27 protein-coding genes are annotated in these 24985 nt (G+C 70.2%); 5 read left to right on the forward strand and 22 right to left on the reverse strand.

The window, feature by feature from the left end; genetic code table 11:
* Positions 1 to 81 precede the first annotated feature (81 nt).
* From ACQEXA_RS03465 to ACQEXA_RS03520, 12 genes are all read right to left on the reverse strand, one after another.
* Positions 82 to 1152, reverse strand: a complete 1071-nt coding sequence (locus ACQEXA_RS03465; protein WP_433128593.1) for a hypothetical protein — start codon at positions 1150 to 1152, stop codon at positions 82 to 84.
* Between the two features lie 385 nt (positions 1153 to 1537).
* The gene (locus ACQEXA_RS03470) at positions 1538 to 2761 is read right to left on the reverse strand and encodes an IS110 family transposase (RefSeq protein ID WP_433128595.1); all 1224 of its coding nucleotides are present in this window, start codon (positions 2759 to 2761) and stop codon (positions 1538 to 1540) included.
* A gap of 342 nt (positions 2762 to 3103) precedes the next feature.
* A complete protein-coding gene (locus tag ACQEXA_RS03475; protein ID WP_433128597.1) occupies positions 3104 to 3379 on the reverse strand; it encodes a hypothetical protein in 276 nt (91 codons plus the stop codon).
* Between the two features lie 288 nt (positions 3380 to 3667).
* Positions 3668 to 4093 carry a hypothetical protein gene (locus ACQEXA_RS03480; RefSeq protein ID WP_433128599.1) on the reverse strand — a complete coding sequence of 142 codons (426 nt, stop codon included), beginning with the start codon at positions 4091 to 4093 and terminating at the stop codon, positions 3668 to 3670.
* Between the two features lie 143 nt (positions 4094 to 4236).
* Positions 4237 to 4791, reverse strand: coding sequence for a hypothetical protein (locus tag ACQEXA_RS03485; RefSeq protein ID WP_433128601.1), 555 nt, complete (start codon positions 4789 to 4791; stop codon positions 4237 to 4239).
* Positions 4792 to 4939: 148 nt separating this feature from the next.
* Entirely contained in the window at positions 4940 to 5236 is a 297-nt protein-coding gene (locus ACQEXA_RS03490) for a hypothetical protein (protein WP_433128602.1), read from the reverse strand.
* 261 nt (positions 5237 to 5497) lie between these two features.
* Positions 5498 to 5986 carry a hypothetical protein gene (locus ACQEXA_RS03495; protein WP_433128604.1) on the reverse strand — a complete coding sequence of 163 codons (489 nt, stop codon included), beginning with the start codon at positions 5984 to 5986 and terminating at the stop codon, positions 5498 to 5500.
* A 323-nt stretch (positions 5987 to 6309) separates the two neighbouring features.
* A complete protein-coding gene (locus ACQEXA_RS03500; RefSeq protein WP_433128606.1) occupies positions 6310 to 6678 on the reverse strand; it encodes a hypothetical protein in 369 nt (122 codons plus the stop codon).
* 158 nt (positions 6679 to 6836) lie between these two features.
* Complete coding sequence (locus tag ACQEXA_RS03505; RefSeq protein ID WP_433128608.1) at positions 6837 to 7232, reverse strand: hypothetical protein; 396 nt, start codon at positions 7230 to 7232, stop codon at positions 6837 to 6839.
* Positions 7233 to 7524: 292 nt separating this feature from the next.
* Positions 7525 to 7977, reverse strand: coding sequence for a hypothetical protein (locus ACQEXA_RS03510; protein WP_433128610.1), 453 nt, complete (start codon positions 7975 to 7977; stop codon positions 7525 to 7527).
* Complete coding sequence (locus ACQEXA_RS03515; RefSeq protein ID WP_433128612.1) at positions 7974 to 8108, reverse strand: hypothetical protein; 135 nt, start codon at positions 8106 to 8108, stop codon at positions 7974 to 7976. The genes ACQEXA_RS03510 and ACQEXA_RS03515 overlap by 4 nt, the downstream gene beginning before the upstream one ends.
* Positions 8109 to 8686: 578 nt before the next feature.
* A complete protein-coding gene (locus tag ACQEXA_RS03520) occupies positions 8687 to 9685 on the reverse strand; it encodes a helix-turn-helix domain-containing protein (RefSeq protein WP_433128614.1) in 999 nt (332 codons plus the stop codon).
* A gap of 194 nt (positions 9686 to 9879) precedes the next feature.
* On the opposite strand from ACQEXA_RS03520, the gene ACQEXA_RS03525 reads away from it, so the two are divergent.
* Positions 9880 to 10341 carry a hypothetical protein gene (locus tag ACQEXA_RS03525; protein ID WP_433128615.1) on the forward strand — a complete coding sequence of 154 codons (462 nt, stop codon included), beginning with the start codon at positions 9880 to 9882 and terminating at the stop codon, positions 10339 to 10341.
* 202 nt (positions 10342 to 10543) lie between these two features.
* Positions 10544 to 14284, forward strand: coding sequence for a carboxypeptidase regulatory-like domain-containing protein (locus tag ACQEXA_RS03530; protein WP_433128617.1), 3741 nt, complete (start codon positions 10544 to 10546; stop codon positions 14282 to 14284).
* 388 nt (positions 14285 to 14672) lie between these two features.
* Here ACQEXA_RS03530 and ACQEXA_RS03535 read toward each other — a convergent pair whose 3' ends face one another.
* The 8 genes from ACQEXA_RS03535 to ACQEXA_RS03570 all read right to left on the reverse strand — a co-directional run bounded on the left by ACQEXA_RS03535 (position 14673) and on the right by ACQEXA_RS03570 (position 19229).
* Positions 14673 to 14894, reverse strand: a complete 222-nt coding sequence (locus ACQEXA_RS03535) for a hypothetical protein (protein WP_433128619.1) — start codon at positions 14892 to 14894, stop codon at positions 14673 to 14675.
* Positions 14895 to 15127: 233 nt separating this feature from the next.
* Positions 15128 to 15253 carry a hypothetical protein gene (locus ACQEXA_RS03540; protein ID WP_433128621.1) on the reverse strand — a complete coding sequence of 42 codons (126 nt, stop codon included), beginning with the start codon at positions 15251 to 15253 and terminating at the stop codon, positions 15128 to 15130.
* 197 nt (positions 15254 to 15450) lie between these two features.
* Positions 15451 to 16719, reverse strand: a complete 1269-nt coding sequence (locus tag ACQEXA_RS03545) for an ISL3 family transposase (protein WP_433128623.1) — start codon at positions 16717 to 16719, stop codon at positions 15451 to 15453.
* 150 nt (positions 16720 to 16869) lie between these two features.
* Positions 16870 to 17001, reverse strand: a complete 132-nt coding sequence (locus ACQEXA_RS03550) for a hypothetical protein (protein ID WP_433128625.1) — start codon at positions 16999 to 17001, stop codon at positions 16870 to 16872.
* Positions 17001 to 17126, reverse strand: a complete 126-nt coding sequence (locus tag ACQEXA_RS03555) for a hypothetical protein (protein ID WP_433128627.1) — start codon at positions 17124 to 17126, stop codon at positions 17001 to 17003. The genes ACQEXA_RS03550 and ACQEXA_RS03555 overlap by 1 nt, the downstream gene beginning before the upstream one ends.
* 205 nt (positions 17127 to 17331) lie before the next feature.
* Positions 17332 to 17772, reverse strand: coding sequence for a hypothetical protein (locus ACQEXA_RS03560; RefSeq protein ID WP_433128629.1), 441 nt, complete (start codon positions 17770 to 17772; stop codon positions 17332 to 17334).
* Positions 17773 to 17958: 186 nt separating this feature from the next.
* Complete coding sequence (locus ACQEXA_RS03565) at positions 17959 to 18186, reverse strand: hypothetical protein (protein WP_432937994.1); 228 nt, start codon at positions 18184 to 18186, stop codon at positions 17959 to 17961.
* A gap of 491 nt (positions 18187 to 18677) precedes the next feature.
* Positions 18678 to 19229 carry a group II intron maturase-specific domain-containing protein gene (locus tag ACQEXA_RS03570; protein WP_433128631.1) on the reverse strand — a complete coding sequence of 184 codons (552 nt, stop codon included), beginning with the start codon at positions 19227 to 19229 and terminating at the stop codon, positions 18678 to 18680.
* On the opposite strand from ACQEXA_RS03570, the gene ACQEXA_RS03575 reads away from it, so the two are divergent.
* The gene (locus ACQEXA_RS03575; RefSeq protein WP_433128633.1) at positions 19186 to 20484 is read left to right on the forward strand and encodes an ISAs1 family transposase; all 1299 of its coding nucleotides are present in this window, start codon (positions 19186 to 19188) and stop codon (positions 20482 to 20484) included. The genes ACQEXA_RS03570 and ACQEXA_RS03575 overlap by 44 nt on opposite strands.
* A 229-nt stretch (positions 20485 to 20713) precedes the next feature.
* Here the strand turns inward: ACQEXA_RS03575 and ACQEXA_RS03580 are convergent, their stop codons facing one another.
* A complete protein-coding gene (locus ACQEXA_RS03580) occupies positions 20714 to 22600 on the reverse strand; it encodes a reverse transcriptase domain-containing protein (RefSeq protein ID WP_433128634.1) in 1887 nt (628 codons plus the stop codon).
* A gap of 22 nt (positions 22601 to 22622) precedes the next feature.
* Positions 22623 to 23552 carry a transposase gene (locus tag ACQEXA_RS03585; protein ID WP_432937983.1) on the reverse strand — a complete coding sequence of 310 codons (930 nt, stop codon included), beginning with the start codon at positions 23550 to 23552 and terminating at the stop codon, positions 22623 to 22625.
* A 395-nt stretch (positions 23553 to 23947) separates the two neighbouring features.
* Here ACQEXA_RS03585 and ACQEXA_RS03590 point away from each other — a divergent pair, with 395 nt between their 5' ends.
* Positions 23948 to 24229 (forward strand): hypothetical protein, encoded by a 282-nt coding sequence (locus ACQEXA_RS03590; protein WP_432937981.1) that lies wholly within the window; start codon positions 23948 to 23950, stop codon positions 24227 to 24229.
* Positions 24230 to 24586: 357 nt separating this feature from the next.
* Complete coding sequence (locus tag ACQEXA_RS03595) at positions 24587 to 24982, forward strand: helix-turn-helix transcriptional regulator (protein ID WP_432937976.1); 396 nt, start codon at positions 24587 to 24589, stop codon at positions 24980 to 24982.
* Positions 24983 to 24985 lie beyond the last annotated feature (3 nt).

The following is a 24985-nucleotide window of genomic DNA, read 5'->3' on the forward strand; positions in this document are numbered from 1 at the left end:
CGGGGGCGCCGCGCGCTGGCTCGGGGGTGGTCTCCGGGGGCGGCTCGGTGGCCGGGCCCCCGGAGCGCGACGGTCTTCGGGTCAGGCCTCCTCGGCCTCGCCGTGGGGTAGGTGGCGGCCGGTGTCGGTGGCGGTGGCGGTGCCGGTGTCCCGCTGGCCGGTGACGGCGCGGATGGCGGCGGCAGACAGCTGAGCGAGGTAGTCCAGGCCGTCAGTGGCGCAGGCCAGGTACAGGTAGACGCCGTCCTTGTAGTCCCGGACGTCGTCGGGGAGGTCCGGCTCGTCGGGGAAGCCGTCGTCGGGGTAGCTCTTGTACCGGATGACGAGGTCGCCTTCGTAGTCGACGGCGCACTCGAAGGACGTGGTGTAGGGGCCGGAGAGGGTGCCGGAGGTGCCCCAGGGGCCGGACTCGGCGCTCCAGCCGTCACCGAGGAGTCGGGCGGTGGCGTGGGCGAGGTCGGAGATGCTGAACGGGTACTCCTCGCCGGGGGCCGGGCAGTCCGGGTCGATTACGGCCAGCGCGGCGTCGGCGGCTGTGCTGGTGTCGGCGGCCGTGCTGGTGGCCGGTGCGGTGCTGGTGGCCGGTGCGGTGGCGGCGGGCGTGGCGGTGGTGGCGGGCATGGCGGTGGCGGGGAGGGCGGTCCAGCGGGGGAAGTCGCTCTCGGTCACGGCGAAGGGCTTCCAGTCGGCGTCAGGGCGGTTGGGGCGGTGGAAACCGAAGGCGCGCCAACCGGCGCCGGGACGCGGGTGGCGGGCGACGTGCACGCAGCGGAAGACGGCGGTCTCCACAGGCGCCTTGGAGCCGTCCTGGCTGTTGGTGTAGTCGGTCCCCGGGATGAGGAAGTCGGCGGCCGGTGCGACGGCGTCGTCGGTGGCGGTGGCCGTGGTGGTGGTGGCGGTCCAGTCGGGGAAGTCGGCCACGGTCAGGGCGACGGACACCCACCCGGCGTCGGGGTGGTTGATGCGGCGGAAACCGAAGGCGTACAGACCGGCGCCGGGACGCGGGTGGCGGGCGACGTGCACGCATTGGAAGTTGGCGGTCTGCTCGGGGGCCTTGAAGAGGTCCTGGCACTGGAGGTAGCTGGCCCCCGGGGTGAAGAAGTCGACGGCCGGGACGGTGTCGGCGGCGGGGATGGTGCTGGTGGTGGTCATGCGCGGTGGGCTCCCTGCGTGAACGGACGGGCGGTGGACTGGTGTGCGGGGCGTGGCCCGGCAGGCAGGGACGGTGGTGGGAGGGCGGGTTAGTGGCGCAATCCCCCGGGCCACCGGGCCGGACGCGGGTGCCCCGGCCGGCCAGGGGCGGAGCGTGCGGCGCCGGTTCGGCGGTGCGGGGGGGGGTGCCCCTATCTGTTTCGTCAACCCCGGTGGGGTCGGTTCGCAGGGGTTGATCCTGGTTTTCGGGAACGTCCCGCGAAGCGGGATCGGGACGTTCCCGGTGGATCGGGTGGCTGATGGGCAGCCCGGTGGCCGGCGGAGCCGGAGTGGCCATGCCGGTGCGCGGGCGTGATGGGGCCTGGAGGGCGGGGCGGTGGGGTCGTCAGGCGGCGAGGCCGACGTCGCCCGGGGTGCGTGCTTCGTAGAGGGCGCCGGTGCGGATCATCGCGTGGATGACGTTCACGCGCTGGCGGGCCAGGCGGAGGATCGCCTGGGTGTGGGTCTTGCCGCGTGCGCGTTGACGGTCGTAGTAGATCCGGGAGGACGGGTCGGACTTGCAGCCGATCGCGGCGAACGCGGCCTGGAACAGGGCGCGTTTGAGGAGTCGGTTGCCGCGGTGGGGTGCGTGCTCGCCGCGGATGGAGGTGCCCGAGGACTTCGTGGCCGGGGCGAGTCCGGCGTAGGAGGCGAGGTGTCCGGCGGTGGGGAAGGAAGTGCCGTCACCGATCGCGACGATCACGGCGGCTGTGGTCCTGACGCCCAGGCCGGGCAGGGACGTCAGGAGGTGGAAAAGAGGGAGGGCCTCCAGCAGGGCGGCGATCTCCTGCTCGGCCTGGCGGCGCTGGGTGTGGGCGGCGGCGAGCTGGGCGGCGAGTCCCGGCACGATCACGGCGCTGGCCTCGGTGCCCGGAACGACAAGGGTCTGCTCGGCGAGCGCGTCGAAGATCTCTGCGGTCAGGTGGTGGGCCTTGCGTGAGCCGTGGGCCTTGAGCAGGGCCTCGCAGCGGGCACGGCCCAGCTTCTTCAGCCTGGACGGGGATCCGTGCCGTTGAAGGAGAACCTGGATGTAGGGGTAGGCCAGGCGGGGGCCGAGGACGCGTTCAAGGGAAGGATGGATCTGGGAGAGCAGGCCGCGCAGCCGGTTCGTGGTGCGGTTGACCTCGCCGGCCAGGTCGTTGTCGTAGCCGGTGAGCATGGTCAGCTCGGCCAGCGCCTCGTCGTCACGGTCCACCGCGCGCAGGGTGTGCGGCATGCTCCGGGCGGTCTCAGCGATCACGTAGGCGTCACGGGCGTCGGTCTTGGCCTCGCCCGGATGCAGATCGGCGGCCCGGCGCATCGACAAGCCGGGCAGGTAGGCGACCCGGCAGCCTGCCGCGCGGGCCACCGTCAGCGGCAACGCGCCAATGTTGGCGACCTGGTCCACGATCACCAGGACGGTGCCGAACTTCGTCACCAGCCGGCTGAACAGCTCCAGCAGCCTCGGTTCGGTGTTCGGCAGTCTCTTGTCGTGGACGGTCTTCCCTTCGCACGTCAGACCGTGGGCGTGGTGGAACTCCTTGCCCAGGTCCAGGCCGAGGAAGAGATCTATCCCGGCGGTGTCGACCATGTACGCGTGCCCCTCGTCACTCGTGCTCCCCCCGGCCGTCCCTGCGGCACCACACGCCGGCAACCACGTTACGCAGACATCCCCGCCCACAAGCGGTCCGGCGTTGCACCGGGCCAGGCGGTCGTCAGGCCCCTCATCAGCGGTCAAGCGGTGCCCCAAAGCCCGGCGGCAACACCCCCCAGGTCATCACCTCGACAGGGGGCAAACAGCCATACCGGGCCCGGGGGCCAGGCGCCCCATTGCGGGGCCACGGAAAAGGTAACGGGGGGCAGCGGCCGGTGATGGCACGAGACAGCCCCGGCCCCACGCCGATGCGCGGGTGCCGGGGCCGCGGGGGTCGGCTCAGGTGCGGCGCGGGCGGCCCGCTGTCTGACGCGGTGTGGCCTGGGCGGGAATCGTGGGCCACGGGGATCGCTGGAACTTTTTGATCAGGGCGGTGCGGGCCGCTTGCACGGACGGGAAGAAGAATCCCGCTCCCCGGTCGTTGGGCGCCGTGAGGCGTCCTCCCTTGGACGTCACAGCCGAGTGGGCGTTGGGCCCGTGGGTCTCCACGTATCCGAGGCTGCGGCCGTTGTGGGCGACGGGTTCGGTCTCCAGTCCTGTGAACCGGTTCCTCATGTCGTGACCTCTCGTGCGTGACGGTGTGGTGGGACGGGCGGGGGCCGGGCCGCGCGGTGCGGAAAGGGAGGGGGTCCGCACTACGGCGCGGCCCGGCCCGGGGCCGGTCGCCTGCCAGCGACGAGAGGGGGTTCGTGCGGGGCGTTCCCGGCCGAGGCCACTGTCGTACGCGGCACGGTAAGCGGCGCAACCCCCGGGCCCACCGCGCCGGGGCGGGCGTGGCGTGCCCGGCACGGTGGCGCGGCGGCGGGTTGGGGCGGTCAGGGTTGGGCGGTCAGGGTTGGGTGGTCAGGGTTGGGTGGTGACCTGGTGGAGCGGGACGGTGGTGCGCTGCCCGTCGGGCTGTTCGATCTCGATCAGGGCGGTGCCGTCGCTGCTGCGGTGGGTAGCGGTGATCCGGCCGTGGGCGGTGGGGGCGGTGACGCGGGTCTGGGAGGTGGGGCACAAGCGCCAGGGGCGGGTGTTCTGGTCGAGCCAGTCGGCGGCGGCGAGGCTGATGTGCTCGAACTGGGCGGCCAGGTCGGCGATGCGGGGGCAGGCGCAGCGGGCGTGGACGACGGCGGCTCCGTCGTCGTCGTGGCTGATGCTGATCGGCGGGACCGGATCCAGGCCGAGGACGTGGACCCGGGTGTGGGTGACCTCGTCAGCGTCGGCGGCGTGACGGCGGCCTGGGCTGGTGTCGTCAGTCTGGATGGGCAGGTCGGGCTGGTGCATGGCCGGTGGGCGCCTTTCTCGTGGCGTCGGCCCCGTGCTGGCCGGGGCGGGTGTGCACGGACGGTGCCGGGGCGGCCGGTTACCGGCGCAAACGCGACGGCCTCCGCACCCCGGCAGGCGGGGGTGCGGGGGCGTCGCTGGTGTCACTGTCGGGGCTCGTCGGGGTCCGGCAGCGGGTCCTGCCCGTTGCCGTCGTCGGTGGTGCTGATCCAGGTGATGGACGCGTACGGCAGGTGGTCCCCGATCCGGGAGTCGGCCGGGTCGGCGGGGATGCGCAGCGTGACGGGGAAGGCGAACTCGCCGGACCAGCGGGCGTTCCACACGGTGATGCAGTCGCCGCAGGTGACGCGGCGCGGGTCTGCGACGGTGATGCCGGGTGTGCGGCAGAGGGTGTTGTTGTGTTCCTCGCAGGAGTCGGCGTCGGTGCCGAGGAGGATCCAGGCCCAGGGGTCGAGTCCGTCGGGGAGATGGCGTAGCGGTTCCTGAAGGAGTCGTGCGGCGGCTCGGACGACGGTGGCGGCTTGTTCGAGGCGGCGGGCGAGGTCCTGCGGCGGGCCGCTGAGGGCGATGCCGTTACTGCCGGTCCAGAAGGCGACGGCGATCTCGCCGTTGTCGACCGTGGCACCGTCGATGTCCTCGCCGGGGAAGAGGATTTCAGCGCTGCTGGTGTGGTCGGCCCATTCGAGTCGTTCGGCCATGCGGGGGTGTGCTCCTTCGGGGTCGAGTGCCTGTGCTGGCGGGGCTGGGTGTGCACGGACGGTGGCGGCGCGGCCGGCTAGCGACGCAAATGCGGCAGCCCCCGCCCCCCGGCAGGCGGGGTGCGGGGGCTGTGCCGGGTTCGGGGGGTCAGTGGCCGTTGCGGTCGTCGAACGGGCGGCGGGGGCTGTCGTCCTCGGGCTGGATCGGCGGGTCGACACGGACGCACTCGGAGAACTGGGCGGGGTGGGCGCGGCCGTTCTTGTCCCGGACGGTGATCCAGCTGATGTTGTTCCTGTCGCGGGTGGAGGCGTTCGACGTCACCATGCCCTCGGAGCGGAGACCGCCTCGGGTGGTGAACTGGACGATGTCGCCGTGGCCGATGCCTGCGCCGGGGCGGGGCCGGTTGGTGGACGTCAGGGACGTGAGACGGGTGAGCGTCGGCATGGGTCGTCCTCATCGTGTGTCGGGCCAGGGGGCGGGTGCCGAGGCCGGGCGGTGGCTGCTTGCCGGGGCGGGGCGGCTGCCTCTGCGCGGCCCGGTGTCTGGACGATGACGGCGGCTGGAGCAAGGCCCGCAACAGCGGCATGGCCAGCCGGGATTCGGGGCGGCCGGGCATCGCGCCACCGTGGCCGGGGGTACACGCAAGGGCCCGCCGCACGCCCGGGTGAGGGGTGCGGCGGGCCCGACGGCGCGGATCCGGTTCGGTCAGGTCCGGCGGCGGCTGGAGGCGTCCGTTCCGGCGAGCGGCACCATGCAGTGCGGCATCGGCGGCTCCGCCGGGGAGAAACGGGTCGAGCCGACGCACAGGTGGACGGTGGTGCCGTCCGGGGCGGTGACGGCCAGGACGTCACCCTTGGACACCGACCGCACATCGCGGGGCCAGGTCTGCCCGGCGTCGTCGGCTCCCATCCGGTTACCGACCACCCACGCGGCGTCGGCCACCGCGTCGACCTTCGTGTACGGGGCGGCGTGGAACACCAGCGCCAGCGGCGTGGTGTCGTGCTCGGTCGCGGTGACCTCCGCGACGTGGTGCCCGACCTGGTAGCCGTCGTAGTGGTTCTCGGCGACGTTCACCAGCACGATCACGGTGTAGGCGGCCGGGCCGGTCGGCGCGACGGTCGTGGGGGCGCCGGGGATCGTGCTGTCGGGGGTGATACGGGCGGTCACGGACGGCGCCTGGACGAGCGTGGTCATGGCCGAAGCTCCCTTGCTGCTGGGCGGAGGAGAGTGCCCGGCGTGCTGCCGGACCGTCATGACCGTGGAACCGCAGCCGGCTACCGCCGCAACCCCACCAGCCCGTGATGACGTGCGGGTATGCGTGATGGCCCGCACCGTGCGGGCGCGGGCCGGTCCGGCCGGGATCGGGCCGCCCGGCCGGGCACCGGCGGGCAGGGTGATGGAACGCGGCACTCGACGCGGCCGATGTACGACACTCCCCCACCCGCCCGGGCCCCGGTCCGGACGTGCTGATGGCCCAACCCCCGGGAAGGGATCGGGCTATCGAGCGTCGCGGGCGGTCAGGCGGTGGTGTCAGGGCTGCCGGGGTCCTGGGCGGCGGGCTGGCCGGTCGGCACGCTCCACGCGATCGCGCCGAGCAGGGTGAGACCAGCAAGGACCGCGTAGCCGATGCTCGCCCAGCGAGGGTCGTACTGGGCGAAGCTGAGCACCGCGGCCACGGCGAGGAGCACCGCGGCGAGGGCGTAGACGCGGGCGAACCCGGGACGGCGTGGCTGCTCCCGCACCATGAGGCCGAGCAGGAACGCCCTGACGGGGTGTGAGGCGCCTGGGCGGCCCGGATCGTCGATGGCTTCCACGAGGAGCACGCCTGCGGGCAGTGCGTGCAGGAACAGGGCCAGGAGCAGCAAAGCGACGGGGATCATCGGCATCCGTCCTTCTCGAATCGAGGTCTTGGGGTAGGCCAGGCGGGTCGCCTGGAGCCCAGGCCGGACCGTGACCGGTGCGGGAGCAAGCCGCGCAACAAGCCGATGGCCCAACCCCCGGGAACAGGGGTCGGGCCATCGAGGAGGCGCGCGCCCGGGACGGGTCAGGCAGTGGCGGCGCCGGAGCTCTCACCGCCCTCGGCAGTGGTGTAGCTGGTGCAGGCGGGAGTGCCCGGCCGCAGGTCGACACCCTGGCGGCCACGCCTGCTGACGGGCGCCTTCGAGCACTTCAGGCGGCTCGTGGGGGCGGTCTGGCCGTCCCGGGCGGCCAGCGGCAGGACGTAGGCCAGAGCGCAGCCACCACACCCGGTGGGGGTGTCGGGGGTGTCGGGGTTCAGGAGCGGCAGGCGGCTGGCCGGGTGGACCCCGGCGGCAAGCGCCTGCCGGACGGGCGCGTTACCGGCCTGGGCCGGGATCTGCGGGTGACACACCCGCCCACCAACGGTCGCGGCGGCGGGAGTAGCGGCGGCGGGGGCGGGGGCGGCTATGGACGTGGACATGAACAACTACCTCCAGAACGGAAGAAGAAAGGGGGGTGGGTCCGGGCCGAAGGAGCGGGGCTAATCACCGCTGCTCCGGCCCGGCTGATGCAGACCCTGACCCGCCCGCTATCAACCCCCGCAACCCCCGCCAACCCACCGGCCAACAACCGGCATTGCGCCCGGCGGCGGAACCGAACCGGCCAGGAACCGGAACCGCGCCGGGCGCGGTTGCGCCGGGCCGGTGGGCATGCAGTCGGCCCGGCACCGCTGCAACGCCGTACCGGGCCGACAGGCGTCGTTTCGGGATTCGTCAGGAGCGGCAGCCGCACTTGTAGAGGGTGTCGACGACCGCGTACCCGCCGGGTTGCTGCCGGAAGGCGTCCCGTGCCGGGAACGTCTCGGCGTAGCGGTGCGCGCCGTCCACAGCGAACACGTCGTAGCCGCAGCCTGCATGGTGGCCGTGCTCGTCCGGCTCACCGTGGAAAAGGGGGTTTCCGTCGCGGATGGTCTCGCGTACGACGTAGCCGACGATCACGTCGTTGCTGTGGGAATGGCCGGGGTACTCGCGCACGGTCCGGTACTCGCTGATCGGCCGACCAGCGATGACCAAGCTGACCGCCTGCGGGGCCAGGGTGGGCAGTACGGCGGCGGCTGGCTGCGGTGGCGGGCTGGTGTGCAGGGTTTCGGTGCCGCGTACGTCGATGCTCATGACCTTCGCCTCGGCCGCCGTCCCGGCGCCGTTCTTCGCGCCGGTCAACTTCACCTTCGCGGCCACCAGAGCGGCCAGCCCGCGCCGCTCGCCAAACGGATCGTGGGGACCAGCCCGGCATGTGCGATCAGGTCGGCGTCGTCGAACACGGCGAACAGCTCCGCGGGCCTGTGGGAGACTTTCACTTCAGAGGTGCCTTGCCGATCGTGCGTGGTGGAAGCGCGGAACCCACATCATCGCAGGTCAGCAAGCACCTCTTCATATTTCTCCGTCCACAGGCCGATCACCACGCGGTGGATCGAGGCTCAGCCTCGGCGGACACCGCCCCCACCTACCAGGCCGTCAAACCGCATAACCGCAGACCCTCGGATCCGACCGGAGAGCCTGATTTCTTCACGCAGCCGTTCGACCGTCTCCCGGACGAGTTGCCGCCGGGTCTCGATCTTGTCCAGGAGTTCCCTCATCGACGCTCCCGCTGGTCGGGGATGGCGGGGGCGGGTCGCGCCAGGTCGGGGTGAAGGTGGCCCTGATCGACGCGGTCACCACCGGACACGGTCTTGATCTCTACTGCCGGATTTAGCGAACTACCAGTAGTCACCCGGCGGATGCCCCGCATCCCCTCGCCGACGGCGGAATCCACAGCCCGGGCACCGGCATCCGGCTGACGCCCGTCAGTCCTGCGTCTTCCCGACCGGCTTCCGCAGCTCACTGGTGGAAACTGGCGACCTGAGCATCGAGTCGCGCGTCAGCACGGGCGCGTGGATCAGAGCAGGCCGCGCTTGACCGCGCGGACACCAGCCTGGAACCGGCCGGTGGCGTGGAGCTCGTCGAGCAGCGCAGCGATCCGACGGCGGACCGTGCGTGCGCTCACATCGAGATGGCGTGCGATCGACTCATCCTTCATCCCCGCGGTGAGCAGGTCGAGAAGCTCGGTCGTGTCGACGTCGCGCGCCAGCGTGGCGCCATGGCGGCCCGACCCGAACCGGATCGGGCTGGCGTGAGACCAGAATTGCTCGAACATCGCCTGCAGGCCGTCAGTCAGCGTTGAACGCGCCGCCACGATCGAGAGGGTCTCCGGCGCGGTCTCCTCGCCGGTGAGGCGTACCACGGCGATCTCCCGGTCGACCACCAGCAGCTTCATGGGTACCTGCGGCAGTACCCGGGCTTCCTCCCCGGATTCGACCATCCACTGGATACGGGCGACGAGCGCCGGTTCGTCGAGGACTTGGCTGGCGTACAGCGAGCGGAACCGGACGCCTCGGCGCAGCAGGCCGAGTTCGGCGTCGCTGACGTGTGCGCTGCTCGGCGCGACGTACGGCGGGCTGTCGATCCCGATGACCTCCTTCCTCGCCGAGCCGAGCAGGTCGTGGATGCGCCTCGCGGTCGCCGTGGGTCCCTCGACCACCTCGAACAGCCGTCGTGGTTCGGTGCGCATCAGTCCGGCGGTGAACACCCGTGACAGCTCGTACGACGCCGTCTCTAGCCGGTCCAGGGCATGTCGGCGTTCCCGCACCAATGCGGCGAGGCCGACGAGTGGGTCCACTGCCTGGTAACGGTCGCCGGTCCCAGTGTCGTGGCGGACCAGGCCCAAGGAGACCAGACGGTCGAGCGAGGCGCGTACCTGCGCGGCCGAGCACCCCAGCGCGTCGCCGTGTGACTCCGTGTCGGCTCTGGGGTCGAACAGGAGCCGTCGGTAGACCTGTTGGTCCAGGTCGGACAGACCGACCAAGTCCCACGCGCCCCGCTCTCCGGTGTCCGTCACGGCCGTGAGTATAGGCCCTTGCGTCCGGAACAGGCACCTGGCCGAATCGGGCACCGTGGCGCGCCGTCCCGCTGCTACCGTTTCGCCGCCGGTGTGCCAGGTGCACGGAAACCACGGAAACCATGCGAAATCCCGTCATGACGACCCGTGACTACCGCGACGCTCGGTGCCGGCACGATTGGGGAGGGGCACTCATGTCTGTGTCGCAGGCCGCGGAAGTGCTGCCCGGCTACGGCCAGTGCACCAGCACGCCGGGAGTCAACTGGCTCTCGGACGACAATCCCCACATGACTATCCAGCCCGGGGCCAGCGCCAAGCTCGTGGTGACGCTCGACGCCAATGTCCCTGCGATCTCCCAGCCGGGCTCCTACACGGCCACCCTCCCCGTCGGCGCGAAGACCCCGTACAGGATGGCGCCGGTGACGGTGACGCTCACGGTGGACCCGCTGAAGAGCTGGGGCAAGATCACGGGCACCGTGGCCGGTGCCGCCTGCAGCGCGGCCTCCAGTCCGCTGGCCGGGGCGACGGTGCAGATCAACTCCGGGAATGCGAACTACACGCTCAAGACCGACAGCTCGGGTCAGTACGTGCTCTGGCTCGACCCCCGGAACAACCCGCTCACCCTGATCGCTGCCAAGGACGGCTGGGCTCCGTAGACCAGTTCAGTCAAGATCGTCAAACTGCAGACGAGGACGGCCAACTTCACCCTCACACCCAACCCTACCTGCACCTGATCGCCGTGCGGAGCCGGACGGTCCGGCCCCCACCGGTGCGAACCGCTGACTTATGGAGCACTCGTTGAGATCACGACAACCATCTGGGCCACGTTCAGGCCGGCGCATACTCGCCGGCCTCGCCGTGCTCGCCTCCGCCGTCGCGGGGCTGGCCGGAACGTCGGCACCAGTCCAGGCCGCCCCTGCGCAGCCCTCGCCCGTCGGGAACGTACAGAGCCTGTGCGGGACCGCCAAGCCTGGCGACTTCACCTGCTTTGCCCTGCGGCGTACCGACGTCAAGCCGTTCAATGGGCTGCGGGCAGCCGCTGCGGAGCCCAGCGGCCTGGGCCCGGCCGATCTGCAGAGTGCCTACAAGCTGCCGTCGGACGGCGGTGCCGGCCAGACCATCGCGATCGTCGATGCCTTCGACGATCCGCAGGCCGAAGCGGACCTGGCGTTGTACCGCCAGCAGTTCGGCCTGCCTGCCTGCACCACCGCCAACGGCTGCTTCAGCAAGGTCGACCAGCGCGGCGGCAGCGACTACCCCATCGCCGACAGTGGCTGGTCGGGCGAGATCTCGCTCGACCTCGACATGGTGTCCGCTGCCGCCCCGAAGGCCCACATCCTGCTCGTGGAGGCCGACAGCGCCACGGAGCCGGACCTCCTCGCGGCCGAGGACGAGGCCGTGGCGCTCGGCGCCAAGTACGTCTCCAACTCGTGGGGGACGAACTACCAGTTCTCCCCGGAGGACCCGGCGGAGACCTCCCTCGACCGGCACTTCGACCACCCGGGTGTCGCGATCGTTGCCTCCTCCGGCGACGAGGGCTACGGCGTCTCGTACCCCGCGGCCTCCCCGCACGTGACGTCGGTCGGCGGGACCTCCCTGGTCCGCGACCCCGGCACCGCGCGCGGCTGGTCGGAGTCGGTGTGGAACGGCGGCCAAGGCAAAGGGGCCCCGGGGTCGGGCTGCTCGCTCTACGAGCCGAAGCCGTCCTTCCAGACGGACTCGGGCTGCACCCACCGCACCGTCGCCGACGTCTCCGCGGTCGCCGACCCCGCCACCGGACTCGCCGTCTACGACACCTCCGGGGGCGGCTGGATCGTGATCGGCGGAACCAGCGCCGCGGCACCGATCATCACGGCGACATACGCCGACGCGGGCACCCCGGTGGCCGGGACGCAGCCGAACGAGTATCCGTACCTGGCTCCGTCGTCCGCACTCAACGACGTCACCAGCGGGAACGACGGCACCTGCGCCGGTGCCGCCTCCTACCTGTGCACAGCCCGTACCGGCTACGACGGCCCGACGGGCCTCGGCACCCCCGACGGGCTGGACGCCTTCCGACTGGGTGCGCACGGCGTGGTGTCCGGCACGGTCACCGATAACGCCGGCAAGCCCGTCTCCGGGGCGGTGGTCAGCTCCGGACCTTACACGGCCACGACCGACGCCCAGGGCGCCTACACCCTGACCGTGAAGCCCGGCACGTACACCATCACGATCGACGCCTACGGCTATGCCCAGGCGACCGTGTCGGCGATGGTCGCCGACGGCGGCAGCACGCGGCTGGACGCCAGGCTCCGGCAGTTGGCGGTCGAGAATGTCTCCGGGACGGTACGGGACGGTGCTGGCCACGGGTGGCCGCTCTATGCCGAGATCTCGGTCAAGGGCGTGCCCGGTGGCCCGGTGTGGACCGATCCGCGAACCGGCGCGTACACCGTGAAACTCCCCGAGAACCACACGTACACCCTGCAGGTCACCTCCGCTGAACCCGGATACCTGCCGGTGACCAGGGACGTGGCGGTCTCCACCGGCAGCGCCAAAGCCGACTTCGCGCTGAAGGGCGACACCTGGGGCGGCAACAACCCGGGCTACACGCTCAGCCTGAAGACCAGCAACACCGAACCGTTCGACTCTACCGACTCCGCCCCGCAAGGCTGGAGCGTGGTCAACGCCTCAGGAACGAACCAGGGTTGGGTCTTCGGCGACCCGGGCCATCGCACAAACCACACCGGCGGCACCGGCGGCTTCGCCATCGCCGACAGCAACTACCCCAGTCCCCGCATGGCCGAGGACACCCAACTCATCAGTCCCGCCTACGATCTGTCCAAGGACGTCTCGCCGGAAATCGCCTTCGACACCGACTACCGGGGCAGCTCCACGCAGACCGGTGATGTCGACGTCTCCACCGACGGCGGCAAGACCTGGACGACCCTCTGGCACCAGACGTTCCAGTGGGTCTTCGGCCCCAGCCACGTCGAGATCCCACTCACCGGCTATGCGGGGCAGTCGGACGTCCGGGTGCGGTTCCACTACACGAGCCCCGGCGTCTACTGGGAGGTGGACGACGTCTCGATGGTGGACCGCGTCCTCACTCCCGTGCCCGGTGGCCTGATCAGCGGCACCGTGGCCGACGGCAACACCGGTCAGGGCATCGTCGGGGCGACGGTCACCAACGCCGACTCCTCAGTGCGGGCCATGACGTCGGCGACCCCCGACGACCCCGCCATCGGGGACGGCTTCTACGCCGCCTTCGTACCGGGAAGCGGCAACCAGGGCTTCACGGCGACCATGCCCTCCTATACGCAGACGGAAAAATCCGTGAAGATCGCCGCGGACAAGGCCGTACAGCAGGACTTCGTCCTCAAAGCAGGCCACCTGGTGGTCGACACCAGCTCCATCAGCGCCGACGTGCAGTCGGGCCACCAGGTCACCAAGCGCCTGACCATCAAGAACACCGGTAACGCGCCGGCCACCTGGACAGCGGCCGAACGCACCGGTACAGAACCCGGATCGCCGAACTCCGGTACTCCCGCTGGCGCCTGGCAGCCCATCGCCGACCTGCCGGCGGCGGTCTACGACAACGCCGTCGACACCGTCCAGGGAACCGTGTACTCGGCGCTCGGGGCACAGCAGTACGACAGGGAGTTGAACTCCCTGTACGCCTACGACCCGCAGACCGGCACCTGGAGCCAGCGCGCCTCGGCGCCGCAGGCCAGCGAGGCGCCCGCCCACGGCGTCATCGACGGCAAGATCTACTACGCCGGCGGCAGCCAGTCCGGGAGGGCGATCGCCACGACGCAGGTCTACGACCCGGCGACCGACACCTGGGCAAAGGCCGCCGACGAGCCCACCCCCTCCTCGGGCGCGGCGAGCGCAGTACTCGACGGACGGCTCTACGTCGTCGGAGGCGGAAACGGCACCACCCACGTCCAGGTCTACGACCCGGCGACCAACGCCTGGTCCACTGCCGCTGCCTACCCCCAGACCATCACCGGGGGCGCCTGCGGCGCCATCGGCGGCAAGCTGTACTGCGCCGGCGGCTTCACCAACTTCGGGGCGGTCAAGGACGCCTTCGTGTACAGCCCGTCCTCGAATAGCTGGGCACGTATAGCCAACCTGCCGATCCCGCTGGCCCAATCCTCCTACACCGCGGCCAACGGTCAACTGCTCCTCTCTGGGGGAAGTACACCCAAGGGCTCGATCAACGTCTCCACGCCGCACGGGTACGCCTACGACCCGCAGAAGGGCACCTGGAGCGCGCTGCCCGACACGCCGACCACCATGACCCGAGGCGGCGGCAGCACAGGGATGTACCGCGCCGGGGGAGTGAAGGAGGACGTGCGTAGCGAGTTCGACGTGGTCGCCACAGCCGAAGTCCTGCGCGGCTACGACGAGACCGAATCCGATGTCACCTGGCTGTCGGAAAGCCCCCAGCGGGTCACCCTCAAGCCGGGTCAGAGCGCCACGGTGACCGTCACCTTGGACGCGAAGGACCTCAGCCTGGCCGGCACGTACACGGCGACGCTCGAGCAGGAGGACGACACCCCATACGCGCTGGCGCCTGTCCCCGTGACCCTCAAGGTGAGCGGGTCCGCCACGCAGTGAACCTGTGCGGGCAGGCACTCGGCCCCGCCGTGTCCGCCAAAACCCGACGGGATCCCGTCCGATCAGCCGATCGGGCGGGATCCCGCCGTGCGAGGGCATTGTCGCTCCACCAGGCCCTGAGTCATGCCAGGGCGAGCAGCCGCTTTGAACTGCGGGCCGGCGCCGGCCACGAGGACCCGGAGTTCGACACCCTCGCATCCCTCGCAGTCACCGCTGCCTGGCTCCGCGCTCACCTCGCCTCACCTCACCTGACGGCCGCTGCCCGCCCGCACGCGCTTGCACGGCGTACCGGCCCCGGACACACCTGATGGCCCGCCCCGGAGAAGAGGGGTCGGGCCATCAGACGGGGTGTCGGCGCTAGGAGCGGCGGCTTCCGGCTCTGCGGATGTCAGCAGTCGCAGCGGCTGTCCTCGTGGCAGCCATCGCAGAACACCACCACGGTCACCACAAGGAACTGACGGCCCCCGACCATCTCACTGCCGGGATCCTCGGCGTGGCAGCCCACGTCCTTGGAAGCAATCGTTGCGCGGCAGCCTTCGCAGGTGAACTCCTGCTCGGCGCGGTACTCGGCGTGGATTTCCTGAGTCAAAGAACACGGCCTGTCGAGCACGATGTGTGGACCCTTCATACGGAGACTTCCAACCGGGTACCGGGCCACACCCCAGGTGAGGGAGGGGACGTCGGGGGTGGGGCCCGGCAACAACGACCCTCACCCGGCGCCGGGTTACCACCGCAACCCACCACCCGGCCGCCGCGCGATGGCCGGCGCGTGGTGGAACGGGTCGGGCCCGCCCCCGCCGGACACGTACGGCGGGGGCGGGCCCGGAGTGGCGCGGCAGACGGTCAGGTGCCCGTGGTGATCGGGTAGTCGTAGCCCGTCCGGTCCCAGGCGTGGATCAGGCATTTCAGGTACTGCTCGGGGGTCAGGGTCCGCTCGCCGGTCACCGCTCCGCGAATCCAGAACGTCATGGACCGGCCTGGCCGGTTCAGGTAGGGCGGAGGGGACTGGAAGAAGTGACGGATGGGGAATCCGGCTGCCTTCATGCTCTGGAGGTGCGAGGTGAACCACTCGGTGACCAGCCATCCCTCGGGTGAGGGTCCGGCGTCCCTGATACTGGCTTCTGGGTCGGCGGAACGAATTTTGGCTCTCCGGGCATGGATGTGGGTCAGCCGGTCCGGGTTCGGGGTCGTTCGTGGGGTAGGACAAGGGTGATGGGTCCGCAGGTGAGCATGACGAGGGCGAGGGCGGCTGTGGCGGTGTGGAAGCCGTAGGCGCGGCGGATCAGTAGCCTGACGTGGTTGTTGAGGCCTTCGGCCCGACCATTGTTGATCTTCAGGCGGATGGAGGCCAGGATCCCGTCGCGGAACTTGCGGATGGTCTTGGCTGCCTTGATGAACGCGGGCAGTTGGGAGCGTTGGGCCTGCGAGATCCAGCGGTCGATCAACTCGCCTGCCTCGCCGGCGTCCAGGTCCCCGGCGAAGATCGCGCGGAAGGATTCCTTGAGCCGGTAGGCTCGCCAGACTCCGCCGCCCTTCCGTTTGAGCTTGCGCAGGGTCGTGGCCTGCTCGTCGGTGAGGTTCTCCGGGTTCTTCAGCAGGCTCCAGCGGGCGCCCTTGAACTTCTTTGCCGCAGCCTGATCGCCGAGTTGGCGCAGCTCGTTCCATGCCTCGCGGCGCACGGCGTCCAGGGCGTCACCGACGAGCTTGACCGCGTGGAACGGGTCGATGCAGATCACGGCCTGCGGGGCGTGGCCTTCTTCGCCAACGCTCTTGGCGAAGGCCGGCCCCATGTCCATGCTGACCGCGGCCAGTTCTGCAGCGCGCTCGGGGCCGAGTTCATCGAAGAACTCGTCCAGGGTCTCGCTGTCCTTGCCCTCGGATCCCCAGACGATCTTCTTGCCGGTGTGGTCGGTGACCAGGGTCAGGTAGTTGTGGTGCTTCTTCCAGCTGACCTCGTCCACCCCGATGGTGACCAGGTGGTCGAGTCTGTCCTCGTCGAGGCCGTCGGCGACGACGCGGGCGCAGATGCGGCCCACGGTGTGCCAGTCGATGCGCTGCAGGCGGGTGATGGTGGTCTTGTCGGTGCGGGTGGCCAGGTAGGCGATGACATCCTCGAAGTCGCGGGTGAAGCCGCAGTGGTGCCGGGCGAAGGGCACGGCTTCGATCTTGACGCCGTGCTCGGGGCAGCGCAGGCGGCGCAGGCCGGCCCGGACGACCAGGCCCCAGCGGCCCAGGTCCAGGTGCCTCCAGCAGGAGGACACCGGCCTGGTGTCGTAACGCGTGCGGGTGGTGAAACCGCAGCCGGTCTCCGGGCAGGCCAGACACCGGCGGGTCAGCGCCACGTCCACGATCACCCGGTCCTCGCCGAACGACACGTCGGTGACGCTCACGCCAGGAAGCTCCAGGAGGCGGTTGAATGCGGTGGTGACGCGCACGGTGCGTGGACTCCTGTAGCTTCGGTACGGCCTTCGACAGCCTCCGAATCTACGGTCCGCCCCGTGCGCGTCCTACGTTTCACCACCCCAGGCGGAACGATCCAACCCGATCAATACATTGACCCCGAGATCCCACCCACCAGCCCACACTCATGCCCGGAGAGCCCGAATTTTCCATCCGACGTGCGACTCGGCGGTATCGCCGTCGCGCTCGGGGTGGCCCTCGCACGAGGAGATCGTGACGATGCCGGGCAGCGAGTACAGGGCCCGCACCAGAGGCATCACGCCGTTGTCGAGGCTCTCCCAGGCGGCTCGCAGTTCTCGAAGAGGGCGATCTCCTGGGCCGTGTAGTCGTCCGGCATCCGCTGCCGTCGCGTTCGGGCGCCGGGGTCGTTGGGGTTGGCCATACGGGGGCCCTTCCGTGGTCGGCGTTCCTTGGGGGTGCCGGACCGCACCCGGGAAGAGGGGGCTGCGTGAGTGCGGTCCGGCAGGAACGACCCTCGCCGGGCGGCGGGTTAGCCCCGCAACCCGCCGGCGCCGGGGAGCGGCCGGTCCGAACGGGGCGGTGAGGTGCCGGGGAGCGGCAGTGACCGTCGCGCCCCGGCCGTGAGGTCACAGCTCGTGGCGCTGCGGCGTCCCCAGTAGAGCGGCGATGACCTTGGCGACCTGATCCGTGGCTGTGTAGGGGCTCACGAGGAGGCGCGTCTCCCGCCCCGTCCCGTCACCGACACCGCGGTTGAGGTGCCAGTGGGCGGTGCGGTCCCCGACCGGCTCGTCGACGAACGTCGCGTCGTCGCCGTCCACCGTCACGAACACGACCAGGTGCCAGCCCACCCCGTCCCAGTCCCGGGTCTGGTCGAACGGGATCCGCAACCACGAATTGCCGCAGTCCTCGTCCAGATACGCCTTCAGCCCGTGCACGGCCAGGGCACGGCGCAGGGCCTGATCGGGGTGCTCCTCCAGGTGCAGCGTCACCGCGTGCGCCTCGGCGCGGCCACGGGCGTACGGGGTCTTCAGCGGCTCGTCCTGCGCTTCGGATTCGTCGGCCTCCAAGTAGTGGAGGGCACCGTTGGCGAACGCTTCTTGCCCGGGAGTGGCCTCGTGGTGGTCTTCCCACTCGTCCCACGGCCACAGTCCGCCGATCTCGAAACGGTCGTACTCGTCCGGGAGGACGGTCTGGGAGCCCGGGGTGTCGCGGTAGCGCTCGTCCCAGGTGAACGTCAGGGATCCGTCCGCGCCCTACTGGCCGGTCAGGCCGCAGTCGGCGTCGCGCTCGTTCAGGTCGTCGACGATGCGTTCGGCCGTGGCGCGGGTGAACAGGTGCGCGGAATCCGGCATCATCCAGGAGTGGAGCGGCAGACCGACGTAGGGGCCGTAGGCGGTGCCGTCCACCGTGAACAGGGCGATCGTGAACAGGTCCCCGTTGGGGTGCTGAGGAACCGTCACGGTCTCGGATGTGGAATGCATGGGCCAGGTGTCCTCTCGAGAAGCAGGGAGTGTGACGGAGACACTCCCGGCAGAGGGAGCAAGCCCGGCAACCCGTGACCTCGGACAGCGCGGCGCGGTGCAGTCGGGCCCGCCGGATGCCTGGCGCCCTGCCGGTGCGCGCGGCGCCGTCGCGGGCCGCGGTCTGGACAGGCCGATGGCCCGCCCCCGGCAATGAGTGCCTGTCCGTGAACTGATCATTTCCGGGCTGTGCGCGCGTTGACGCGGGCGAGTCTGCGCCGCATGAGGATGGTCATGGACCACAGGACCATGGCCTCGTGGTGCTCGGGTAAGCGCTCGTAGTCACGTACGCAGCGGCGGTGTTGGGAGATCCACGACAGGGTGGAGAGTCGACTCGGGGCGCGGTAGCAGGGTTTCCCCGGCTCCGTTTCCCCGAGCCGCTCACCGAACCGGACGTGCGACTCTCACCGCATCCGGCTCTCCACGGGTCACTGCCGCTGAGGCGATGATCTTTATGCGGCCCATGGTGTCGGGATGCTCAGTCCGCGCCAGCGGTAGCGGGTGACCGCCAATGCGGCGATGTTGAACAGTTCGACTCCATCCAGAGCGATTTGCCGCCAGCCCTGGGGGCCTTTGAACTGTCGGCGCAGGGCTGTCCACGTCATGCGCCGCCGATACGTGATCATGTTGACCACCCGCCACCACACGAACGAACGCAGGGCGTTGAAGGTGTGCTTGGCGACGGCGTGCTTGAAGTAGTTGGCCCAGCCGCGCAGGATCTGGTTGATCCTCGACAGCACGGCGGCGAACGGGACCTGCGACCTCCTGTGGGTCAGTGCCCTGATCTTCCGCTTCAGCTCACGGACGGGCTTGTCCGCGATGCACGGCCCCGGCGTAGTTGATCTTTGACGGGTTTCGGGTTGTTTGTCCGTGGGGTGAGGTGGCGAGTTGCAAGGCGAGCGCGGCCTCTGATGATCTTTCAGGTTCTCACGCCAGAAGATCGTCTCAGGAGCCGCGCTCGTGTCCGCATCCTCTCTGATCAGCCCTGTCCTTGGCCAGCTCACCGACCTCGCGCTGTGGGAGTCCGAGCTCGCCGCGGATCCTGCGGCGGTGGAGTCTGCGCTGGTCGGCAGGCTGCGACAGGTCCCGGACCGGCGCGCGGAGCGAGGGCGGCGGCATCCTCTGGTGGTGATCCTGGTACTGGCCGCGTGCGCGACGCTGGTGGTCGGCGGCGACTCCATGACCGCGATCTGGCAGTGGGCCACCCGCGCCCCGCAGATCAAACTGGCACGCATCGGCGCCCGGTACGACCCGCTGACCGGCCAGTACCTCGTACCCAGCGAACGCACCTTCCGCCGCGTGCTCGCCGACCTGGACGCCGACGCCCTGGACGCGGCGACCTGCGCATACGTCACCGAGGTCGCGGCCGGAACCGCAACGGCGCCCAAAATCCCGTGCACCCCGGGACCCATCGAGCGCGAACAGCGCCGCGCCGCCCAGCGGGCCATGGAACACCCCGCGCCGGCCGGCCTCCTGCCCGCCGCGGCTGTCGACGGCAAGGCCCTCACCGGCGCCCGCACCGAATCGGGGCGCATCTTCCTGGTCGGGGCGGTCGCCCATGCCAGCGGCGCGGTCCTCGGCCAGACCCAGGTCCCGGACAAGCACGGCGAGGGCGAAGCGGCCCGCACCCTGCTGACCCAACTCGCTCTACCCGGATGGGTTTTCACCCTGGATGCCCTGCACACCACAAAGAAGACCGCACGCCTGATCACGAACCGGCTCGACGCCCACTACGTCCTGATCCTGAAGGGGAACCAGCCGCTGGCCCGCGCCGCCGCCCAAGCACTGCTGGCCGGCACCGACGCGGAGTGGACCCAGACCACCGAGGCCGAGGACGACCGTGGGCACGGACGCACCGAGCGCCGCACGATCCGCACCGCCCAAGCCGACGACACCCTCTTCCCCGGCGCGGGACAGGTCTTCCGCCTGCGCCGTGACACCGGCGGCCTCGACGGCACCTGGACCAGGAAGGAGATCGTCTTCGGCGTCACCAGCATGCCCGCTCGCCTCGCCGGCCCCGCTCACCTCAACCACTACGAGAGGGCCCACTGGTCCATCGAGAACAAGATCCACTGGGTGCGGGACGTCACCTTCCACGAGGACAACTCCCAGCTCAGGACCGGAACAGCACCCCGCGCACTGGCCAGCTTCCGCAACCTCGCCATCAGCACCTTCCGCCTCGCCGGACGAGCCAACATCGCCCACGCCCGCCGCGATCTCCTCAACCACAACGACGTCTTCGCCGTCTACGGCATCTGATCAACTACTACGAAGTCGGGCGTAACGGAACGACGCCGGGGCCGTGGTCCGCGATGAAGGTGTAGACGTAGCACTTGTCCGTTCCTCGTTTATGCATCCACTTGACGTGGAAGCGTCGGGTAGGACCGCCGCATTGCTGCGGCGGTCCCCCCTCAGAACCGGGCATGCCCGCTTTCCAGGCACCACGGCTCAAGCAAGCCCCGAGGACGACGAGGATTCCGCGTCGGCGTCATGGCTGGTGCACCGCCGTTCCGGCGAGGTTCCGCCGTCGGCAGTGAGCGTGGAGGAGCCGGTAGGAGGTCCGGTCCTGGCCGTCGACCTGTTCGACGATGTGCTGTTTGGCCAGCACGCGCCGAACGGTCATGAACCACTGTTCCCACTCGCGTGGGCTGCGCGGTTCGTGTTCGGCGTGCAGAAGGAATTCCCCGCAGGCGGGACAGCGTCCGCCCTGGCCTCGCAGAAGCCGGGCGGTGTGCTCGTCCACGGGCGGGGCCTTCTTCTTGCGTCGCCGATCGGCCCAGTACTCGGTCAGGGCGGGGTCATCCGGAGAGGCTCCGCCGTAGACCGGGACGTGCCGGACGATCTTCGTCCAGGCAAACTTGGTGAGGTAGGCGCCGCTGTCGCGGTCACCGAACACCCACCGGTCCTGCCGGGACTTGTGGAACTTGCCGAAGTAGCGGCTGGCGACCCAGCCCCTCGACTTGTTCGGGTGCGAGCGTCTGGCCCACCGGTAGGTGAGGTGCCAGACGTGGTGGTCCAGGCCGGTGAAGACCCGGCCGGAGACCACGCTCCGGTAGTAGGCCGACCATCCCCGGACGACCGGGTTGAGCCGGAACACCACCGCGGCCGCGTTCGCGCCGCGCATGGAACGCACGTCGGCGGACAGCCGCTTCCGGAGCCGCTTGACCGACTCCTTGCTGGGAGTGATGAACAGCTTTCCGCTGCCCTGCCGGTCGACACGGCGGCGGATGTCGAAGCCCAGGAAGGAGAATCCGTCCTCGACGTGGACGATGTGCGTCTTGTCCTCGTTGAAGCGGAGTCCTCTCGGCTCCAGCCACGCCGCGAGATCGGCCTTGACCTGCTCGGCCTGCTCACGGCTGTGGCACATCGCCACGTAATCGTCGGCGTACCTGACCAGCACAGGGCATCCCTTGACCGTCTCAGCGCCACTGCGGGCACTGGGCCGGTAACGGACCCCTGCCGCCTTCTCCATCCCGTGCAACGCCACGTTCAGCAGCACGGGGCTGATCACACCGCCTTGAGGGGTTCCCTCGTCGGTCGGCGAGAACTCGCCGGACTCGATCATGCCGGCCTTCAGCCAGGCCCGGACCATGCCCCGCGCGGGGAAGGTGCCGAGACTGTCGAGAAGGTGCTCGTGGTCGATCCGGTCGAACGCCCCGGCCAGATCCGCGTCCAAGATCCACCGACGCTGGCTGCGATTGCCGCACAGCGTCTTGAAGATGACCTCGATCGCATCGTGGCAACCCCGTCCGGGCCTAAATCCATAGGATCGCGGCTCGAACCGGGCCTCCCATTCGGGCTCCAGCGCGTTCTTCACACGTGCCTGCTGCACGCGGTCCGCCAGCACCGGGGTGGTGGCCGGCCGTAAGGTGTGGGCCGGAAGCTGGTTGGCCCGCTGCCAGGCGGTGGCGAACGCTGCTGTCCAGGGCCAGGTGCGGTCGAGGTGCAGGGTGCGCCGGCGGGCGTGGGCGGTGAGCCGGGCGGGCAGGTGGTACAGCTTCATGCGGATCGTCTCCGGCTCCGCGGCGGCGAGTTCGGGCTCGTCGTGCAGGAGGAGGAGCCGGGTCCATGCGTCGAGGTCGGCGGCGATCGTGGCGGCCAGAACCCAGGCGGCGTTCAGCTGCCAGGACTTCGAGGGCAGCAGCCCGAGGCCGACCCGCTTGATCGCTTTGACGCGGTCCTCGACCTCGGCGTGATCACGGTAGAGGGCGTCGACGAACCACACTTGCCCGGAGGCGGGAACCCCGGAAAGTCCCTGGTGGGCGGGGATGTTCGTGGCGATGATCTGGTATCGCCAGCCGGTGCGCTTCTCGAAGGCGGTCAGCTTCTTTGCATCCCGCCGCGAGGGCTTGACCCGGCGCACGATCAGCCGCATCCCCTGCGGCCAGCCGGTCAGGTCACGGACCCCGGTCAGCTCGGCGACCTGGTAGGAGATCCATTCGCCGGTGGGTCCCTTGGATCTCGAGGACCTCGCCGTCCTGCCGCAGCGCGGCCGTCCACACCTTCTCGGGCAGCAACGCGATGGCCTGCTCGTCCCTCTCGTTGATGGCCCAGCCGGTCACCCAGCGCACCCGGCGCCGACTGGTGGTCAGCGTCTGGAGGTGGTCGAGGATGTCGTGGCTGAAGGCCGCGCCGTCGATCCGGATCAGCAGCTTCGACCACAGCGGCAGCGGGAGTTGCCGCAGCGCTGCGGCCAGGACCGTCTTATGGTCGGCGACGTCGTTGGGCGGCGCGTTGCCGGGCCGCAGCAGCATGGCGACGCACTCGCGGGTGTTGGCCACCCACGCCCCCAGCGGCATGTGGCCGAAGCTGCCCTTGAAGGTGCCCGCCGCGCCTTCCTTCCCGCTGGTGCAGGTGACGATGGTCGGGTCCAGGTCGAGGACGTACCAGCCGGTCACCTCCCGGCCGCACACCCAGATCCAGGGGAAGCCGCCGGGGCGCAGGGCGAGCAACATCCACACCACGCGGCGTATCGCGGCGCGGGCGCGTTCCACCCGGGCCGCGACCGGGGCGTCGATCGCCGCCAGGGCACGGCGCAGGGTGCTGTCCGAGATCGGCCGCGGGAACACCGGCCGCCAGTGGTACTGGAGTTGCTCGGCCTCCAGGATGTTCGTCGCGCCGAGCACGATCGCACAGGCCAGCTGGACCAGCGCCATGCCCCGATCCCGCCAGCCCGGCCCGGTACCCCTCGGCAACGCCGCACTCAGCGCGGTGGCCAGGCCGACGCGGTCGGCGACCTTCCGCAGCAGCACCACGCCCGCGTGGCCGATCAGGTTCTTGCCGTCGGCCCGCACGGCAAGCCGGTGATCCCATTCGGTAACCTGCACCTGCTGGGTGCCTCATCTCTGCGACGGTTTTGATCTAGACAGTCCAGATCATCGCAGGTGGGAGGCACCCTTCTTCTGTCGGAGCGTCAGGTCACGACCGCAGCTGAACACATGAGGCCAAGGGCCCGATCGCGTCGACCGTGGCTCGCAGGTCGTGCACCATCGGCTGGCCCACGGCCCGGCGGATCCCGTCCATCACCGCCCGAACAGAATGGCAGAACACGCTTGCACCAGCCTCGCGCACGCTGGAAGCACACGTCGCAGCGGCCGGCCGCCGGCGCGGATTGGCTGTCCTCGCGGTCCTGGGTCACTGCATGACCTCGGGCTCTGGTGATGCGGTGTCCACGGTTGGACGATGGTCTTAGCACATTGGTGCGTGATCGAAGGGAGCGGTCATGTCGCGCAACGGAACGGCGTTCGCCGGTCGGGGTGCTCGTAGGGGTCTGACCTGGGGCACTGTCGCCATTGGCATTGGCGGCGCGATGGTTGGCGTGGTCGTGGGCTTCATCGTCGGCTTCATCGTGGGCGGCAATATCGGCAGCGCCTGGATTCCGTGGGTCAAGGGCGGCCCCGATCAGGACTATTTGGCCGCCGCCCCGGTTGGCGCCGTCGTGGGCGGCGTCGCTTTCGGAGTTCTGGCGTTCTGGCTGGCTTCGCGACGCCGGGTTGTGAAGTAGGGAGCAGGCGCGATAGTCCACGGCTGTGCCACATCGGCGTCGCCAGAAGCCATAAGAAATCGACCCCTCGGACGCCGTGCCGCCCCCTCTCGAGCGGCAGGTCATGAGTGCTGAGATGTGTGCTCGAACCCGCGCGTGGACCTCGGTGACCGTTCTCATCGACATGGTCGGCACCCCGAGCGGGGCGGCTGAGAGGACGGTCGGCCAGCCGTCCCTCACGGCCGGGGCGCACCGTCTGAGACGGAGAGTGGGCCGACCGCTCGCTAGGAAGTACCAGTCAGTGGCACCGGAGGCATGTAGGCCACCGGGTCATCACCGTCTTCGCCGCGGACTCCTACCTGCGTTCACTCGAGCAGGTTGACTCGGGTCTGGTCCACCCCTGGTCTCACGCGGCTCCGGCGAGGCTGGTGGGGCGCCGCAGAGCTGCAGCGAGCTCGTGGGCAAACAAGGACGAAGCCTGGTCGCCCCTCTCGGCATGCGCGGAAACAGCAGACGTACGACGCGGCCTCCGTCGCCGCGTTCGTCCGTGATCACGTCGACCGCCCGGCCGTCGAGCTCGAGCCGCGCCGCCTGTACACCGCCCGGGAGATCGAAGACCTCACCGGGGTCAAGGCCGCCACGATCCGCTCCGACCGCACCCGGGGCCGCTGGCCCGCCCCAGACGACGAGTCCGAGCGCGCGCACCGCTGGTACGGCGCCACCGTCACCCGCGCCCTCGCGGGCCGCCGTGGCTACCACAAGGCCGACGACTGACGG

Origin of the sequence: Streptomyces sp. CA-106110, from assembly GCF_050936285.1 — a bacterium.
Lineage (GTDB): Bacteria > Actinomycetota > Actinomycetes > Streptomycetales > Streptomycetaceae > Streptomyces.

Coding starts and splice junctions, on each gene's coding strand:
- ACQEXA_RS03580 (WP_433128634.1), bottom strand. CDS start 22,600: ATGCGGCTGATCGTGCGCCGGGTCAAGCCCTCGCGGCGGGATGCAAAG.
- ACQEXA_RS03565 (WP_432937994.1), bottom strand. CDS start 18,186: ATGCATTCCACATCCGAGACCGTGACGGTTCCTCAGCACCCCAACGGG.
- ACQEXA_RS03505 (WP_433128608.1), bottom strand. CDS start 7,232: ATGTCCACGTCCATAGCCGCCCCCGCCCCCGCCGCCGCTACTCCCGCC.
- ACQEXA_RS03590 (WP_432937981.1), top strand. CDS start 23,948: ATGTCGCGCAACGGAACGGCGTTCGCCGGTCGGGGTGCTCGTAGGGGT.
- ACQEXA_RS03480 (WP_433128599.1), bottom strand. CDS start 4,093: ATGCACCAGCCCGACCTGCCCATCCAGACTGACGACACCAGCCCAGGC.
- ACQEXA_RS03540 (WP_433128621.1), bottom strand. CDS start 15,253: ATGACGTTCTGGATTCGCGGAGCGGTGACCGGCGAGCGGACCCTGACC.
- ACQEXA_RS03550 (WP_433128625.1), bottom strand. CDS start 17,001: ATGCCTCTGGTGCGGGCCCTGTACTCGCTGCCCGGCATCGTCACGATC.
- ACQEXA_RS03525 (WP_433128615.1), top strand. CDS start 9,880: ATGTCTGTGTCGCAGGCCGCGGAAGTGCTGCCCGGCTACGGCCAGTGC.
- ACQEXA_RS03495 (WP_433128604.1), bottom strand. CDS start 5,986: ATGACCACGCTCGTCCAGGCGCCGTCCGTGACCGCCCGTATCACCCCC.
- ACQEXA_RS03555 (WP_433128627.1), bottom strand. CDS start 17,126: ATGGCCAACCCCAACGACCCCGGCGCCCGAACGCGACGGCAGCGGATG.
- ACQEXA_RS03465 (WP_433128593.1), bottom strand. CDS start 1,152: ATGACCACCACCAGCACCATCCCCGCCGCCGACACCGTCCCGGCCGTC.
- ACQEXA_RS03490 (WP_433128602.1), bottom strand. CDS start 5,236: ATGCCGACGCTCACCCGTCTCACGTCCCTGACGTCCACCAACCGGCCC.
- ACQEXA_RS03475 (WP_433128597.1), bottom strand. CDS start 3,379: ATGAGGAACCGGTTCACAGGACTGGAGACCGAACCCGTCGCCCACAAC.
- ACQEXA_RS03500 (WP_433128606.1), bottom strand. CDS start 6,678: ATGCCGATGATCCCCGTCGCTTTGCTGCTCCTGGCCCTGTTCCTGCAC.
- ACQEXA_RS03485 (WP_433128601.1), bottom strand. CDS start 4,791: ATGGCCGAACGACTCGAATGGGCCGACCACACCAGCAGCGCTGAAATC.
- ACQEXA_RS03470 (WP_433128595.1), bottom strand. CDS start 2,761: ATGGTCGACACCGCCGGGATAGATCTCTTCCTCGGCCTGGACCTGGGC.